Genomic DNA, 14,572 nt, shown 5'->3' on the forward strand with positions numbered 1-14,572 from the left:
GAGGCGACCGGCTGGCCACCACGAAGGGGTTTGTTAGGACAGTAACCTAACAAACCCGTATGCCGATAAACAAGGCTCCTTGCGCTCGCTGGATAACGTTTCGGACTCGGCGACGGATCGCGTCACACGTGCGCACTAAGGGTCCGCATGACACTAAGATCGTTCTCGGAGGTTAAGGTGTCTATGACTCAAAGCAGTGACATCCGGGTCGCCGTCTCGACGGTGATCCTGACGCTGCGGCGCACGGATGACGGGCGGGCGCGGCTCGCGCTGCCACTCGTGCTGCGCACCCGCGAGCCCTTCGCACAGCAGTGGGCGCTTCCCGGCGGCTGGCTGACCGTGGCCGAGTCCCCCGTCGATGCGGCAGCGCGCACACTCGCGGAGACCACCGGCCTCGCGCCCAGCTACCTGGAGCAGCTCTACGCCTTCGGTGCGGTCGACCGCTCCCCCACCCGTGTCGTCTCGATCGTGTACTGGGCGCTGCTCCGCCAGGACGACGTGACCGCCCAGATCGCGGCGCACCAGGCTTCCGGCCGCGCCCCCGAGAACGTGCGCTGGTTCGATGTGGATCAGCTGCCCCGACTGGCTTTCGATCACTCCGAGATCGTCGAATACGCGCTGTGGCGACTCCGCAACAAGGTCGGATACAGCCGGGTCGCCCAAGGCTTCCTCCCCGAGGAGTTCACGCTCGCCGAGCTCCGGGAGGCCTACGAGTCGATCCTCGGCCGGACCCTCGACCCGGCGAACTTCCGCCGCCAGGTCGAGGCCGCCGGAAACCTCCTCCCCACCGACCGCTTCCGCACCGGAAGCCATCGTCCTGCACGTCTGTACCGCGACAACACCGATGTCGAGCTGGCCGACCGCGGCCCGCTCGGTCCCGAAGAAACGAGCACCCGATGAGCATCACCTTCGTACCCGCTCCCGCCGTTCCACCGCTGGACCCCTCCGTGGACCATGCGATCCAGGCGATCGTCACCGGCGCGTCGACCGACGCCACCTGCGCCACGGACCTCGCCGCCGGCCCCTGGGACTTCGACGCGCGCCCCGGATACGGTCCCGGTTCCTCGATGGGCGACGTCATCCCGACCGGAGCCCCGCGGCAGGGCGAGCTGCCCGCCGAGTACCGGGAGGCATCCGAGGAAGAGCTCGACGGACGGATCCGCGCGGCCAAGGAGACGCTCGGCGACCGGGTCGTCATCCTCGGTCACTTCTATCAGCGCGAAGAGGTCGTCCAGCACGCGGACTACGTCGGCGACTCGTTCCAGCTCGCCACCGCCGCCAAAGGCCGGGCCGACGCCGAGGCGATCGTGTTCTGCGGGGTGCACTTCATGGCCGAGACCGCCGACCTGCTCTCCCAGCCCGACCAGGCCGTGATCCTCCCGAACCTCGCCGCCGGCTGCTCGATGGCCGACATGGCCGACATCGACCAGGTCGAGGAGTGTTGGGAACAGCTCGAGGAGGTCTTCGGCGACCTCGAGGCCACGGACACCGAAGGCCGGGTACCGGTGATCCCGGTGACCTACATGAACTCCTCCGCCGCGATCAAGGGCTTCGTCGGGCGTCACGGCGGGATCGTCTGCACATCGTCGAACGCCCAGACCGTGCTCGAGTGGGCCTTCGAGCGCGGCCGTCGCGTGCTGTTCTTCCCCGACCAGCATCTGGGGCGCAACACCGCCAAGGCGATGGGCGTACCGCTCGAGCAGATGCCGATGTGGAACCCGCGGCGAGCGCTCGGTGGTTCGTCCGCCGAGCAGCTCCTCGACTCCCGGGTGATCCTGTGGCACGGCTTCTGCTCGGTGCACCGGCGCTTCACCGTCGGCCAGATCGAGCAGGCCCGCGCCGAACACCCCGGCGTGCGCGTGATCGTGCACCCCGAATGCCCGATGGAGGTCGTCGACGCCGCCGACGAGGCCGGCTCGACCGAGTACATCCGGCGGGCGATCGACTCGGCGACCGAGCCTTCCGTCTTCGCGATCGGCACCGAGATCAACCTCGTCCGACGACTCGCGGCGCAGTATCCGCAGCACGAGATCTTCTGTCTCGACCCCGTCGTGTGCCCCTGTTCGACGATGTACCGCATCCACCCCGGCTACCTGGCCTGGGTACTGGAGGAACTCGTGGCGGGCCGCACCCCGAACCGGATCACGGTCTCCGGCGACGTCGCCGATCCCGCGCGAGTGGCGCTGGAGCGGATGCTCGCCGCCAAGCCACCGGTGGCCGCAGGCGTGCGATGAACGTCGTCGTCGTCGGATCGGGCATCGCGGGCCTCACCGCTGCGCTCCACGCCGAGGAGGCCGGTCACTCGGTGACGGTGGTCACCAAGGGTGCGCTCGGAGACGGATGCACCGCGCTCGCGCAGGGCGGTGTGGCCGGGATCTACGGGCCCGGAGACTCGGCAGAGCAGCACGCGGACGACACGATGGACGCGGGTGCAGGACTCGCCGACCCCGCTGCGGTGCGGGCGCTCGTCGCCGACGCGGCAGAGCGGATCGCGGAGCTGATCAGCCGAGGTGTCGCCTTCGACAGGACGGCAGACGGCGAGCTGCAGCTTGGGCGGGAGGCCGCGCACGGCCACGCCCGCATCGTGCACGCGGGCGGAGACGCCACCGGAGCCGCGATCTCCGCAGCGCTCGTCGCCGCTGCCCGCCGGGCGTCCATGAGCATCGTGGAGCACGCGCTCCTGACCGAGGTGATCGTCGCGGATCACGCCGCGCGCGGCGTCGTCCTCCTCATCGGCGGGGAAACCGTCGAGCTCCTCGCCGATGCCGTGATCCTCGCCACCGGCGGTGCCGGGCATCTCTACGCGCACACGACGCACCCCCGCGGAGCGACGGGCGACGGCATCGCCGCGGCGCTGCGCGCGGGAGCCGCCGTCGCCGATCTGGAGTTCGTCCAGTTCCATCCGACGATCCTGGCGTCGGGACCGGCATTCCTCATCTCGGAGGCTGTGCGCGGGGAGGGGGCGACACTGATCGATGACCGCGGCCGTCGTTTCACCTTCGACAGTCACCCGGACGGTGAACTCGCTCCGCGGGATGTCGTGTCGCGCGCCATCGCGAGGCACGCAGCGATCCAGGCGACACCCGTGCGTCTCGATGCCACCATGCTGGACGCCGAGAAGCTGGCGGCACGGTTCCCGACCATCGATCGTGTGACGAGGGAACGCGGATACGACTGGTCACGCGAGCCCATCCCCGTCACTCCGGCCGCCCACTACCTGATGGGCGGCATCGTCACCGACCTCGATGGCCGCACGACGATCCCCGGGCTCTATGCGGTCGGCGAGGTCGCACGCACCGGCGTCCACGGCGCGAATCGACTCGCCTCCAACTCCCTGTTGGAAGGGGCCGTGTTCGGGGCCCGAGCCGCGGCCGCGCTCGGGACTCCCTGGCGCCCGATCTCACCGGAACCGTCTCCCGCGGCCGTCCACGAGCCCGCGCCCCTTTCGTCTGCGCCGCCCGCCTTCACCCGCACCGCCTTGCAGCAGCTGATGTGGGAGGACGTCGGGTTGCTGCGCTCCGGCGCGCAACTCGCCCGAGCCTGGGCCACCGTGCGTGCATGGGCCGCCGCCGTCCCCGCTCCGGCCACGGCCACGGCCACGGAGCACGAAGACGCGAACCTGCTGCTGCTCGCCGAGGCCACTGCTGCCGCCGCCCTCGCCCGCACCGACTCGGTGGGGGCACACCATCGCGTCGACGCCCCCACCCCTGAAGCGCTCCCGTCGTCCCGCGACCGCTCATCGATCCTGGAGGCCGTCTGATGCTCACCCGCGCCACCCTCACCCGCGTCGTCGGAGCAGCCCTCGAAGAAGACGCCCCCTGGGGAGACCTCACCAGCACCACCCTGCTCCCGGCGGAGGCGACGGCCACGGCTGATCTCGTGGCCCGCGAACCCGGCGTGTTCAGCGGTGGCGCGGTCTTCGCGGCCGCCTTCGCCCTCACCGATGACGAGCTCATCGTCGACGTGCACGTCGGCGACGGCGACGAGTTCGCCGCGGGCGATGTCCTCGCTTCGGTGTCGGGCTCGGCACGCAGCATCCTGACGGCCGAACGGGTGGCGCTGAACTTCGCGCAGCGGATGAGCGGCATCGCGAGCCTCACCGCGGCGTACGTCAGCGCGATCGAGGGCACGTCTGCGCGCATCGCCGACACACGCAAGACCACGCCGGGGCTGCGCGCCTTCGAGCGGCATGCGGTCGAATCGGGCGGCGGCCGCAACCACCGCTATTCCCTGTCGGACGCGGTGATGGCGAAGGACAACCACCTGGCCGTGCTCACCCGATCGGGTCTCGACCTCGCGACCGCTCTGCGTCAGGCACTGTCGCGGCTTCCGCACACCACGCACGTCGTCGTCGAAGTCGACCGTCTCGACCAGATCCCGGCCGTCCTCGACGGCGGTGCCCACACGGTGCTGCTCGACAACTTCTCCCTCGACGATCTGCGTGCGGGCGTCGCCCTGATCGGCGGGCGAGCGACGGTCGAAGCCTCCGGTGGAGTGAACCTCGACACCGTCGGCGACATCGCCCGCACCGGGGTGGACGTGATCTCAGTCGGGGCTCTGACCCACTCGGCCCGCGCCCTCGACCTCGGCCTGGATCTGCGGATCGACTGAACATCGTGCTCTACCTCGACCATGCAGCGACCTCTCCGGTGCGTCCGGAGGTGCTCGACGCGATGCGTCCGTACCTCACCGGAGTGTTCGGCAATCCCTCGAGCCATCACACGGCAGGCGAAGCGGCGGCGAGCGCACTCGACGACGCCCGCGTCCGGGTCGCGCGGGTGCTGGGACTGCGCACCGGCGATGTGGTCTTCACCGCGGGCGGGACGGAGGCGAACAACCTCGCAGTGAAGGGCATCACGCTCGCGGCCCTCGAGACCGGGAAGCGGCATCTCGTCATCTCCCCGATCGAACACGAGTCGATCCTGGAATCCGCCGCGTATCTGCGACGCTTCCACGGGGTCGAGGTGACGATGCTTCCCGTCGACGACGCCGGTCGGATCGCACCGGATGCGCTCGCGTCGGCGATCAGAGACGACACGGCACTGATCTCCGTCGGCCACGCGAACAACGAGGTGGGCACGGTCCAGGACGCGACGGCGCTGGCGTCGGTAGCCCGGGCTTCTCGCGTACCCCTCCACCTGGATGCGGTGCAATCGGCGGGGTGGCTTCCGCTTGCCGGGCTCGGCGCCGACGCCGTCTCCATCGCCGGTCACAAGCTCGGCGCTCCCAAAGGCATCGGCGCTCTGGCCGTGCGAGGTCGCATACCCCTGGAACCGGTGCTGCACGGGGGCGGTCAGGAACGCGGGCGTCGGTCGGGCACGGAGAACGTCGCCGGAGCCGTCGCACTGGCGACCGCCCTGGAAGTCGCGGAGAGCGAGCGGGAGGTCCTGGCACCCCGTGTCGCGGCGACCACGGCACGGTTCATCTCCCTCGTGCTCTCCGGCATCCCTGAAGCTTCACTCACCGGCGATCCCGCGAACCGCCTGCCCGGCACAGCGAGCTTCACCTTCGCGGGCACCAGCGGTGAATCGGTGCTCCTCGAGCTTGAACGCCGGGGGATCATCTCCTCGAGCGGCTCGGCCTGCGCGGCGGGCAGCGACGACCCCTCGCACGTCCTCCTCGCGTGCGGCGTGCCCCCCGGGGTGGCGCAGACCTCGGTCCGATTCACCTTCGGCAGGGAGGCACTGCCCGATGGCGCACCCGAACGACTCGCGGAACTCGTCACCAACTCCGTGCACGCGGCCCGAGGCTGATGCCCGGCCATAGACTCAGCTGGTGACTGCCTCCGACCCGATCGTGACGCTGGTCGTCCCCGGACGCGATATCGCCGCCTTCGCCCCCGCAGCCCTCGACTCCCTGCGTGCGCAGACCGAGCGCCGGTGGCGGGCGATCCTCATCGACGACGGGTCCACCGACGACACGGGAGCGATCTTCGATGCGGCTGCGGCCGCGGACCGACGCTTCACGGCGATCCACCACCCGGCCTCCCGCGGCCTCGGAGCCGCGCGCAACCTCGGACTCGACCGCGTCGACACCCGGTACCTCGGATTCCTCGACGGCGACGATGAGCTCCTCCCCGATGCGCTCGCACGGATGACCCGCACGCTCGACCACACCGGAAGCGACTTCGTGGCCGGTGCGTACGTGCGTTCCCGCCCGGAGGGGTCCGGCTACGTCGCAGGGCGGGTGCAGCCCTGGGTGGCGGCCGCGACCTCTCCGGAGCGACTCGGCACGACCCTCACCGCGCACCCGCAGGCGGTGTCGAACATCGTCGCGTGGTCGAAGGTGAGCCGCACCGCCTTCTGGCGGGACCTCCGATTCCCCGAGGGTGTCGCGTACGAAGATCAGGTGGTCGCGCAGCTGATGTACACCCGGGCGCGCGCCTTCGACGTGATCCCCGATGTCGTCGTGCGATGGCGCCTCCGCGCCGACGGCACGTCGATCACGCAGAGCAAGTCGCAGCTGTCCGTCCTGCGCGACTACCTCGCGGCGTTGCGTGGCGGCATCCGCGTCCTGCACGACGCGGGTGCCCGCGCATCCGTCACCGCCCGCCTCGACCTGATCCTCGCGATGGACATCGCACCCCTGCTCGAGATCGCGAGCACCCACCCCGACCCGGCCTACGCGGCCGAGGTCGATGCGTTCATCGCGGAGCTCCGGGCACTCCCCGAGTTCGCCGACGCCGCGCCCGACCCCGCCATCGCCGCCGCGCTCGCGTGGTGACGCACGCCCTCCGACCGAACAGGTACCCACGACATGCACGACTACCTCTCCTCTCTCTTCTCCCTCGACGGCCGCACGGCGGTCGTGACGGGCGGCAGCTCCGGGATCGGCCGGGGCATCGCCACCGCGCTCGCCCGCGCCGGTGCCGCGACCGTCATCGTCGCCCGCGGTGAGGCGCGCATCGACGAGACCGTCGAAGAGCTCCGCGCGCACGGATGCCGCGCCGCGGGGGTCGTCGGCGATCTCCGCACCCGTGCGGGCATCCACGCGGTCGCAGAGGCGGCCACGGAGCCGTTCGGCGAACCGGACATCCTCGTGAACTCCGCCGGGATCAACATCCGCCCTCCGTTCCCGGAGATCACCGAGGACGACTGGGATGCGACCATGACGGTCAACGCGCTCGCTCCCTTCCTCCTCGGACAGCGATACGCACCCGGCATGGTGGAACGCGGCTACGGCCGACTCATCCACATCAGTTCCCAGCAGGCCCACCGCGCCTTCGTCGGCAGCGGGATCTACGGTGCGTCCAAGGGAGCTGTGGAGTCGCTCATGCGTTCTGAGGCGGAGGCATGGGGCGGCACCGGCGTGACCAGCAACACCCTGGTGCCCGGGTTCGTGCTCACCCCACTGAACGCCCGCCTTCAGGAGGATCCTGCGAAGATCGCCGAGCTCGCGGCACGCACCATGATCGGCCGCAACGGTCTTCCGAGCGACTTCGCCGGTGCTGCCGTCTTCCTCGCCGGCGCAGGCTCGGCCTACGTGACCGGACACTCGCTGTTCGTCGACGGAGGCCTCTCGGTGCACTGAGGCCGAACACAGCGGCTCAGGACTCCGGCGGGTAGATCGGCTCATCGGGCCGAGGCTCCGCGAGCAACGGCACCGCCGCCGTGATCGTCGCGACCGCATCGGCACCCGCAGAGTCGGCGGGCGCCCTGTCCGCACGACGATCGGCGAGCGGGGCGGGGGCTCCGCCGGTCACGGCCTGTTCGACTGCGGCCTCGGTATCGAGCACGCGGGACGCCGCGACCTGTTCCGCTGCGAGCTCGGCATAGAGGCCGCCGAGCGCGAGCAGCTCGGTGTGCGTGCCGGACTCGACGATGCGCCCGGCTTCGAGGACGTGGATCACATCCGCCCCCATCACGGTCGACAGTCGATGCGCGATCGACAGCGTGGTCCGTCCCTTCGCGGCCTCATCCAGCGCCTCCTGCACGACACGTTCCGAGACGGTGTCGAGAGCGGAGGTCGCCTCGTCGAGGAGCAGGACCGGCGGATCCTTGAGCAGCACGCGGGCGATCGCGATGCGTTGCTTCTCGCCACCGGAGAGCCGGTACCCGCGCTCGCCCACGACGGTGTCGTAGCCCTGCTCGAACCCGGCGATGATGTGGTGGATGTTGGCAGCCGTGCAGGCCGCGATCAGTTCGTCCTCGGTCGCATCCGGCTTGGCATAGCGAAGGTTCTCGCGGATGGTGGCGTGGAAGAGATACGTCTCCTGCGACACGATGCCCACGTGGTCGATGATCGACTCCTGGGAGAGTTCCCGGACATCGGCACCGGCGAACAGCACGGCGCCCCCCTTGGCTTCATACAGACGCGGAGCCAGGTAGAGGATCGTGGTCTTGCCTGCGCCGGACGGTCCGACGAAGGCGACGTGCTGTCCCGGTTCCGCGACGAACGAGACCCCGTCCAAGGTCGCACGTGCCTCGGCGGACGCGTCCGGGTAACGGAAGACGACGTCGGCGAATTCGAGCCTTCCGCGCGGACCCGGAGCCTCGTCGACTGTGATCGCGTCGGGGGCATCCTGGATCTCGGGCACCAGGTCGAGGTACTCGAAGATGCGCGCGAACAATGCCGAAGAGGTCTGCACGTCCAGGGAGACACGCATCAGTCCCATCAACGGCATGAGCAGTCGCGCCTGCACCGTCGTGAACGCGACCACGGTTCCTGCGGTGATGGCCCCGGTTCCGCCCGCGATCAGATACCCCGAGACGAGGTAGATGACGGCGGGCACACTGGCCATGAGCACCTGCACGACCGCGAAGAAGCCCTGACCGCTCATCGCCCTCCGCACCTGCAGGACGACCTGGTTGCGGTTCTCCGCCTGATAGCGCTCGGACTCCGTGCGCTGGCGGTTGAACGCCTTCGACAGCAGCATCCCCGACACGCTCAGCGTCTCCTGCGTGATCGAGGTCAGTTCGGAGAGGGATTCCTGCGTCTCGCCGGCGATCCGCGCACGCACCTGGCCCACACGGCGCTGGACGAAGATGAGGAACGGCATCATGACGACGGCGATGAGCGTCAGACGCCAATCGATCAGGATCATGGCGACGAGCGAGGCGATCACGGTGACGACGTTGCCCAGGATGCTGGTGACGGTGTTGGTCAGCACGCCCGAGACCCCGCCGACGTCGTTCTGCAGCCGGGACTGGATGACCCCCGTCTTGGTGCGGGTGAAGAAGCCGAGTTCCATCGCTTGCAGGTGCTCGAAGAGTTTGACCCGCAGATCGCCCGTCACGTTGTTGCCGACCGTGGACGTCAGCCAGGTCTGGGCGACACCGAGCACCGCGGAGAGCAGGAACAGGCCGACCATCGCGGCGACGAGCCAGGCCAGCAGCTCGAGGTGCGGGCCTCCCCCGGCGACGGGGAACAGCGCGTCGTCGAAGATGCGCTGCACGATCAGGGGCGGGACGACGGCGATCGCGGCGCCGACGATGACGAGGATCCCCGTGAAGAAGATGCGCCAGCGATAGGCGCTGAAGAGCGAGACCACCCGCGAACCCAGCCCGGCGATCCGTGGCGCCTCGGCGTTCAGCTTCCGCTGCGCGTCTTCGTCGACTCCGCGGAACCCACCGCGGTGTCCGCCGCCCATGCCGCCGCCCATGCTCATGGCGCCAGCGTACCCACGCGCGGGGACATCACGGCCCGCGCACCCGTCCTCCACGGATATCTGTGAGTTCGGAATGAAATGTCGGCGATTGCCGTTACGCTGATTGACTCTTGCGAACTCTCGCGAATTCCGTTTCTTCTTCGCCCTGGAGGCCGCCCATGTCTGCCGTCGATACCGGCTCCATCTCGACGACCCCCGCGACGGCAGGGGGCGAGATCTCCCGCACCGACATGCGCGTGATCTGGCTGCTGCTCGTCGCCGCCTTCGTCGCGATCCTCAACGAGACCACGATGGGGATCGCGATCCCCCACCTGAACACCGACCTGGGCATCCCGCCCGAGCTCGGCCAGTGGCTCACGAGCGCGTTCATGCTCACGATGGCAGTCGTGATCCCGACCACGGGCTTCATCCTGCAGCGGTTCACCACGCGCCAGGTCTTCATCGCCGCGATGACCGCGTTCTCGCTCGGCACCCTCGTGGCCCTCGTCGCACCCGGCTTCACCGTGCTGCTGGTCGGTCGCGTTATCCAGGCCGCCGGCACCGGCATCATGATGCCGCTGCTGATGACGACGATCATGAACGTCGTGCCACCGCAGTCGCGTGGCCGCATGATGGGCCGTGTCGGCCTCGTGATCTCGCTCGCTCCGGCGATCGGTCCGACCCTCGCCGGTGCCGTGCTCGAGTTCGCCAGCTGGCGCGCACTCTTCGGGATCATCCTGCCGATCTCGCTGATCGCCCTCCTCATGGGAGTGAAGTGGATGACGAACCTGGGTGAGACCCGGTCCGTCCCGCTCGACATCCTCTCGATCCCGCTCGCAGCGCTCGGCTTCGGCGGCGTCGTGTTCGGGCTCAGCCAGTTCGGTGCCGAGGGCGGATCGGGTGAGACCGCCGGCATCATCTCGCTGATCGTCGGTGCGCTGTCGCTGGGGCTGTTCGTCTGGCGTCAGCTCCTGCTGCAGCGCATCGATGACGCACTGCTCGATCTGCGCGTCTTCCGCTCCCGCAACTTCACGCTGTCCGTGATCATCATGTCGATCCTGGCGCTGTCGATGTTCGGCACCCTGACGCTCCTGCCGCAGTACCTGCAGAACGTCGCCGGGCTCAACCCGCTCCAGTCCGGCCTGATCCTCCTCCCCGGTTCCCTGCTGATGGGACTGCTCGGGCCGATCATGGGCCGTGTCTACGACGCCCGCGGCACTCGCCCGCTGCTCATCCCCGGCACGATCCTGGTCTCGTCGTCGCTGTTCTTCTACTCGACGGTCGGCGAACACACCATCTGGTGGGCGCTCATCATCGTCCAGGCGGCCATGTCGGTCGGGCTCGCGATGTCGTTCACGCCGCTGTTCTCCGCCTCGCTGGGTTCGCTGCAGCGCTCCCTGTACTCCCACGGTTCCGCGGTGTTGAACACCCTGCAGCAGGTTGCCGGGGCCACCGGAGTCGCCCTGCTGCTGGTGACCTACTCCACGATCCTGCATGCCGGAGAGCAGGAGGGCCTGTCGACCGCGGTCGCGGGTGCTCCCGGTGCTCGCACGGCGTTCCTGATCGCGGCGTTCATCTCGCTCGCGGCCGTGACGCTGAGCCCGTTCGTCCGCAAGCCTTCCGACGATGCCGGCGAGGCACTGCCCGCCGGACACTGATCGTTCGGAGGCTGCCCGCGATGGCGTCTGTCTCTTACTCGCTCTTCGGCGCGGGGAACTGGCAGACGCCATTGCTGCAGTAGCCCGCAGCTTCGCCCTCGAGCAGGTTCAGGGAATCCAGGAGCGGTTTCAGCCCGACGGGCTCGTCCTGCTGCACGGAATCCTGCCGCGTGTTCTTCATCCCTCGATGCTACGCCTGTCGGGAAGGGGTGGCGCCGGATCCGCACGGTCGGACATGCCCGCAGATCGACCGCGGTTCTCCCGTACGGTTGAGGGATGGTCAAACGACTCCTCGCCCGCATGTTCTGGGCGTTCAGCAGATGGACGCTCGTGAGCGAGGCAGCGCCGACGCGGCCGACCGTTCTGGTCGGCGCTCCGCATACGTCCAACTGGGACTTCGTGCTGATGCTCGCGATCGCCTGGCGACTCGGCATCGACGTTCATTGGCTCGGCAAGAAGAGCCTCTTCCGTGGATGGCGCGGGCCGATCATGCGTGGGCTCGGCGGAATCCCCGTCGACCGTGCCGACCCCGCGAGGGTGGTCAACGACGTCGTGGGCCAGGTGCACGCGGGTACCGTCTTCGGGCTCGTCGTGACACCTGACGGCACCCGAGGCGGCAACGAGTACTGGAAGTCGGGGTTCTATCGGATCGCTCGCGAGACAGGTATGCCGGTGACGCTCGGCTTCGTGGATCGCACGACCATGACGAGCGGGCTCGGTCCGACCATCGATCTGACCGGCGATGTGTCGGCCGACATGGATCGGATCCGAGCGTTCTACGCGGACAAGGCCGGCGCGCGGCCCGAGCGTCGCACCGAACCGCGACTGCGTGAGGAAGGCGCCGAGACCACGGAGCCCGACACCGCGTAAGCGCGGGTTCCGGCGATCAGCCCGCCTTCGCGGGGTGTGCACGGGCGTACTCGAGATCCTCGTCACTCAAGGACTCCACCATCCCGACGACTGCACCGGTGATCACGCGGATCTCCTCGCGCACCGCCTCGTCGAGGTGCGGACTGTCGGCGTCGAGCACGGCCCGTCGCCCGTCTTCGGAGAGTTCAGGCCACCAGTCGCGGATCGGAGGGAGCGTCATCATGCCTTCTTTCGTTCCACGGATGCAAGCGTCTGGACAGCGGCCGAGCGGGGAAACCACACTGAGACCATGACATCAGATCCTTCGGGTGGAGGGAACGGTCTCGACGGCCGTGACGAGACCGCGAACGAGCGGGCCGATCGCAACTGGGAAGAGCTTCTCCAGGAGCTTCGCGTCATGCAGACGGGGACCCAGATCCTCACCGGCTTCCTCCTCGCGGTCGCCTTCCAGCCACGCTTCACCGACATGGACGCGCTCCAGCGCGATCTCTACGTCGTGCTCGTCGCGCTCGCGGCGGTGGCGACGATTCTCGCCCTCGCACCCGTGGGGATGCACCGCGCACTGTTCGGTCGGCGTCGCAAGCCGGAGCTGGTGCGGATCGCGGCGCGGATCGTCCGCATCGACCTCGTCGTGATCGGCGCGCTGACCATCGGCGTGACGACGCTGATCATCGACTTCACGGTCAACCGCGTCGCCGGCATCATCGCGCTCATCGCGGCGCTGGTCCTCGTGACGGCGCTGTGGGCGGCGCTTCCGCGGATCATGCGCGGCAGCGCCCACGCCCGCGGAGCCGCCACCGAGTGACGGCCCCGCGGTACCCGCAGTCAGCGTCCTGCTGGGCTCCGGTTCTCTGCGCTGACCATCCATGCGAACTGCTCGAGCCGTTCGATGATGGCGTGCAAGAGGTCCGCAGAGGTCGGGTCCTCCTCGTCGACGGCGTCATGCACGTCTCGTGCTGTTCCGACCGCCGCCTCCAGTCGCTCCGTGACGAGGTCGATCGTCTCGGTGGTCGAGACCTCGCCGGCGGGGAACTCGGGAAGCGAGCTCGTCTTCGCGATGGTCGCACTGCGCCCGTCGGGGACGGCATGCAAGGCTCGCATGCGCTCCGCGATCGTGTCGCTGAAGGTGCGTGCATCGTCGATGATCTCGTCGAGCTGGCGGTGCGTGTCGCGGAAGTTGCGCCCCACGACGTTCCAGTGCGCCTGCTTTCCCTGGATCGCGAGATCGAGCAGATCGACGAGCACGGCCTGCAGGTTGTCCGCAAGGGTCTTCGAGGCGGTGAAGCCCTTCTCCGCGTTCTGCTGCCTGGTCGTCTTCGCCGCGTGCTTCGTCGAGTCGCCGGTCTTCTTGGTGGTCGTGCTTTTCGCCATGATGTACCTCCTGTGGCTGACGCTAATCCGGCGCGCAACCGAGAGCGAGGGGGTTGACACCGCGGGGGCGGAACCCGGAATCTGACACGCGTGAGTGACGCGGACATCGTGAACGAAGACCAGGAAAAGACGCAATCGGAGATCGTCATCTCTCCGATCAGCGATGAGGACGCCGGCGAGGTGCTGACGGTGCAACGCGCTGCCTTCGTCTCGGAAGCCGCCATCTACGGCAGTGTCGACATGCCGCCCCTGACCCAGACGCTCTCCGAGTTGGAAGCAGAGCTGCGCTCCGAGTCGGGACTGACCGCGCGCATCGACGGGCGCCTCGTCGGCGCCATCCGCTACGTCGAGAGAGACGGTCTGCTGCTGATCGGCAGGATCGCGATCGCACCGGACGTGCAGGGCGAGGGAATCGGCAGACTACTGCTCGAGAGCGCCGAGAGGGCGTCCGGAGCGGACGTCGCGGAGCTGTTCACGGGGAGCTTGAGCGAAGCGAACATCCGCCTCTACCGATCGTGCGGGTATGAGGAGCACGAGCGCGTTCCGGACGGCGACGGCACCGCGCAGGTGTTCCTCCGCAAGAACCTGCGAGCAGGGTAAGAGTCTCCTCCGAGGACGCGCAAGGGGGTTGAGAGCATTCCCGACGTCGGGCATCGTAGCCAGGACATGTCGCGACCGCGGCATGCCCCAACCGGAAGGAGAGTCTCGTGCTCACCCTCACCGACAACGCCTCCGCAATCGTGACGACTCTCGTCAGCCGTCAGACGGACGCCCCGGACGCCGGGCTCCGCATCCACTCGACCGAGGCCCAGGGCCCGGAGGGCAGTGCACGTCTCGCCGTGCTCGTCGCCACCGACCCGGAGCCGCAGGACCAGGTCGTGGAGGTCGCCGGTACCCGGCTGTTCCTCGACGAGTCCGCTGTCGCCGCCCTCGACGACAAGATCCTCGATGCCGGCGTCGACGACGAAGGCTCCGTGTCGTTCGCCGTCACACCGCAGGTCGCCTGACCGAAGGATTCCGGATGCCGCGGCCGACTCGGCCGCGGCATCCGTCTGTCTGCACCGCGTAACCTGGAGCGAGCTCGCAC

General features: G+C 68.9%; 16 protein-coding genes. 12 read left to right on the forward strand and 4 right to left on the reverse strand.

All coding sequences use genetic code 11. The annotated features are described in order from the left end of the window. Positions 1-183 precede the first annotated feature (183 nt). The 7 genes from KV397_RS10940 to KV397_RS10970 are packed head-to-tail and all read left to right on the forward strand — an operon-like array spanning position 184 to position 7,530. Positions 184-900: an NUDIX hydrolase gene (locus tag KV397_RS10940; protein WP_047523245.1), complete on the forward strand. Its 717-nt coding sequence runs from the start codon at positions 184-186 to the stop codon at positions 898-900. Then, complete coding sequence (gene nadA / locus KV397_RS10945; protein WP_261811267.1) at positions 897-2,234, forward strand: quinolinate synthase NadA; 1,338 nt, start codon at positions 897-899, stop codon at positions 2,232-2,234. Before KV397_RS10940 ends, nadA begins: the two co-directional genes overlap by 4 nt. Next, complete coding sequence (nadB, locus tag KV397_RS10950) at positions 2,231-3,760, forward strand: L-aspartate oxidase (RefSeq protein WP_261811268.1); 1,530 nt, start codon at positions 2,231-2,233, stop codon at positions 3,758-3,760. Before nadA ends, nadB begins: the two co-directional genes overlap by 4 nt. After that, entirely contained in the window at positions 3,760-4,611 is an 852-nt protein-coding gene (nadC, locus tag KV397_RS10955) for a carboxylating nicotinate-nucleotide diphosphorylase (RefSeq protein ID WP_261811269.1), read from the forward strand. The genes nadB and nadC overlap by 1 nt, the downstream gene beginning before the upstream one ends. 5 nt (positions 4,612-4,616) lie before the next feature. After that, positions 4,617-5,753 carry a cysteine desulfurase family protein gene (locus tag KV397_RS10960; protein WP_261811270.1) on the forward strand — a complete coding sequence of 379 codons (1,137 nt, stop codon included), beginning with the start codon at positions 4,617-4,619 and terminating at the stop codon, positions 5,751-5,753. A gap of 22 nt (positions 5,754-5,775) precedes the next feature. Then, positions 5,776-6,723 (forward strand): glycosyltransferase family 2 protein, encoded by a 948-nt coding sequence (locus KV397_RS10965; protein WP_134353334.1) that lies wholly within the window; start codon positions 5,776-5,778, stop codon positions 6,721-6,723. Between the two features lie 33 nt (positions 6,724-6,756). After that, positions 6,757-7,530, forward strand: a complete 774-nt coding sequence (locus KV397_RS10970) for an SDR family NAD(P)-dependent oxidoreductase (protein WP_261811271.1) — start codon at positions 6,757-6,759, stop codon at positions 7,528-7,530. A 16-nt stretch (positions 7,531-7,546) separates the two neighbouring features. Here KV397_RS10970 and KV397_RS10975 read toward each other — a convergent pair whose 3' ends face one another. Beyond that, complete coding sequence (locus tag KV397_RS10975; protein WP_261812669.1) at positions 7,547-9,601, reverse strand: ABC transporter ATP-binding protein; 2,055 nt, start codon at positions 9,599-9,601, stop codon at positions 7,547-7,549. 164 nt (positions 9,602-9,765) lie between these two features. Here KV397_RS10975 and KV397_RS10980 point away from each other — a divergent pair, with 164 nt between their 5' ends. Next, on the forward strand, positions 9,766-11,244 hold the full coding sequence (locus KV397_RS10980; RefSeq protein WP_261811272.1) for a DHA2 family efflux MFS transporter permease subunit: 1,479 nt from the start codon (positions 9,766-9,768) through the stop codon (positions 11,242-11,244). Between the two features lie 34 nt (positions 11,245-11,278). On the opposite strand, the gene KV397_RS10985 is transcribed toward KV397_RS10980, so the two are convergent. Next, positions 11,279-11,425 (reverse strand): hypothetical protein, encoded by a 147-nt coding sequence (locus KV397_RS10985; protein ID WP_165875417.1) that lies wholly within the window; start codon positions 11,423-11,425, stop codon positions 11,279-11,281. A 95-nt stretch (positions 11,426-11,520) separates the two neighbouring features. Here KV397_RS10985 and KV397_RS10990 point away from each other — a divergent pair, with 95 nt between their 5' ends. Beyond that, on the forward strand, positions 11,521-12,114 hold the full coding sequence (locus tag KV397_RS10990; RefSeq protein ID WP_131491880.1) for a 1-acyl-sn-glycerol-3-phosphate acyltransferase: 594 nt from the start codon (positions 11,521-11,523) through the stop codon (positions 12,112-12,114). A gap of 16 nt (positions 12,115-12,130) precedes the next feature. On the opposite strand, the gene KV397_RS10995 is transcribed toward KV397_RS10990, so the two are convergent. Further along, the gene (locus KV397_RS10995; protein WP_131491879.1) at positions 12,131-12,337 is read right to left on the reverse strand and encodes a hypothetical protein; all 207 of its coding nucleotides are present in this window, start codon (positions 12,335-12,337) and stop codon (positions 12,131-12,133) included. Positions 12,338-12,403: 66 nt separating this feature from the next. Here KV397_RS10995 and KV397_RS11000 point away from each other — a divergent pair, with 66 nt between their 5' ends. Continuing rightward, the gene (locus tag KV397_RS11000) at positions 12,404-12,919 is read left to right on the forward strand and encodes a DUF6328 family protein (RefSeq protein WP_131491878.1); all 516 of its coding nucleotides are present in this window, start codon (positions 12,404-12,406) and stop codon (positions 12,917-12,919) included. A gap of 20 nt (positions 12,920-12,939) precedes the next feature. On the opposite strand, the gene KV397_RS11005 is transcribed toward KV397_RS11000, so the two are convergent. Next, the gene (locus KV397_RS11005) at positions 12,940-13,485 is read right to left on the reverse strand and encodes a Dps family protein (RefSeq protein WP_131491877.1); all 546 of its coding nucleotides are present in this window, start codon (positions 13,483-13,485) and stop codon (positions 12,940-12,942) included. A gap of 90 nt (positions 13,486-13,575) precedes the next feature. Between KV397_RS11005 and KV397_RS11010 the strand changes: the two genes are divergently transcribed. After that, complete coding sequence (locus tag KV397_RS11010) at positions 13,576-14,085, forward strand: GNAT family N-acetyltransferase (protein WP_227991513.1); 510 nt, start codon at positions 13,576-13,578, stop codon at positions 14,083-14,085. A gap of 107 nt (positions 14,086-14,192) precedes the next feature. Next, complete coding sequence (locus KV397_RS11015; RefSeq protein WP_047523232.1) at positions 14,193-14,492, forward strand: Fe-S cluster assembly protein HesB; 300 nt, start codon at positions 14,193-14,195, stop codon at positions 14,490-14,492. Positions 14,493-14,572 lie beyond the last annotated feature (80 nt).

It is taken from the genome of Microbacterium aurugineum (assembly GCF_023101205.1).
Lineage (GTDB): Bacteria > Actinomycetota > Actinomycetes > Actinomycetales > Microbacteriaceae > Microbacterium > Microbacterium aurugineum.

What these genes read in the sequence shown, in the direction of transcription:
- KV397_RS10940 (WP_047523245.1), top strand. Translation starts at nt 184, where the DNA reads ATGACTCAAAGCAGTGACATCCGGGTCGCCGTCTCGACGGTGATCCTG.
- nadA (WP_261811267.1), top strand. Translation starts at nt 897, where the DNA reads ATGAGCATCACCTTCGTACCCGCTCCCGCCGTTCCACCGCTGGACCCC.
- nadB (WP_261811268.1), top strand. Translation starts at nt 2,231, where the DNA reads ATGAACGTCGTCGTCGTCGGATCGGGCATCGCGGGCCTCACCGCTGCG.
- nadC (WP_261811269.1), top strand. Translation starts at nt 3,760, where the DNA reads ATGCTCACCCGCGCCACCCTCACCCGCGTCGTCGGAGCAGCCCTCGAA.
- KV397_RS10970 (WP_261811271.1), top strand. Translation starts at nt 6,757, where the DNA reads ATGCACGACTACCTCTCCTCTCTCTTCTCCCTCGACGGCCGCACGGCG.
- KV397_RS10975 (WP_261812669.1), bottom strand. Translation starts at nt 9,601, where the DNA reads ATGGGCGGCGGCATGGGCGGCGGACACCGCGGTGGGTTCCGCGGAGTC.
- KV397_RS10980 (WP_261811272.1), top strand. Translation starts at nt 9,766, where the DNA reads ATGTCTGCCGTCGATACCGGCTCCATCTCGACGACCCCCGCGACGGCA.
- KV397_RS10985 (WP_165875417.1), bottom strand. Translation starts at nt 11,425, where the DNA reads ATGAAGAACACGCGGCAGGATTCCGTGCAGCAGGACGAGCCCGTCGGG.
- KV397_RS10990 (WP_131491880.1), top strand. Translation starts at nt 11,521, where the DNA reads ATGGTCAAACGACTCCTCGCCCGCATGTTCTGGGCGTTCAGCAGATGG.
- KV397_RS10995 (WP_131491879.1), bottom strand. Translation starts at nt 12,337, where the DNA reads ATGATGACGCTCCCTCCGATCCGCGACTGGTGGCCTGAACTCTCCGAA.
- KV397_RS11000 (WP_131491878.1), top strand. Translation starts at nt 12,404, where the DNA reads ATGACATCAGATCCTTCGGGTGGAGGGAACGGTCTCGACGGCCGTGAC.
- KV397_RS11005 (WP_131491877.1), bottom strand. Translation starts at nt 13,485, where the DNA reads ATGGCGAAAAGCACGACCACCAAGAAGACCGGCGACTCGACGAAGCAC.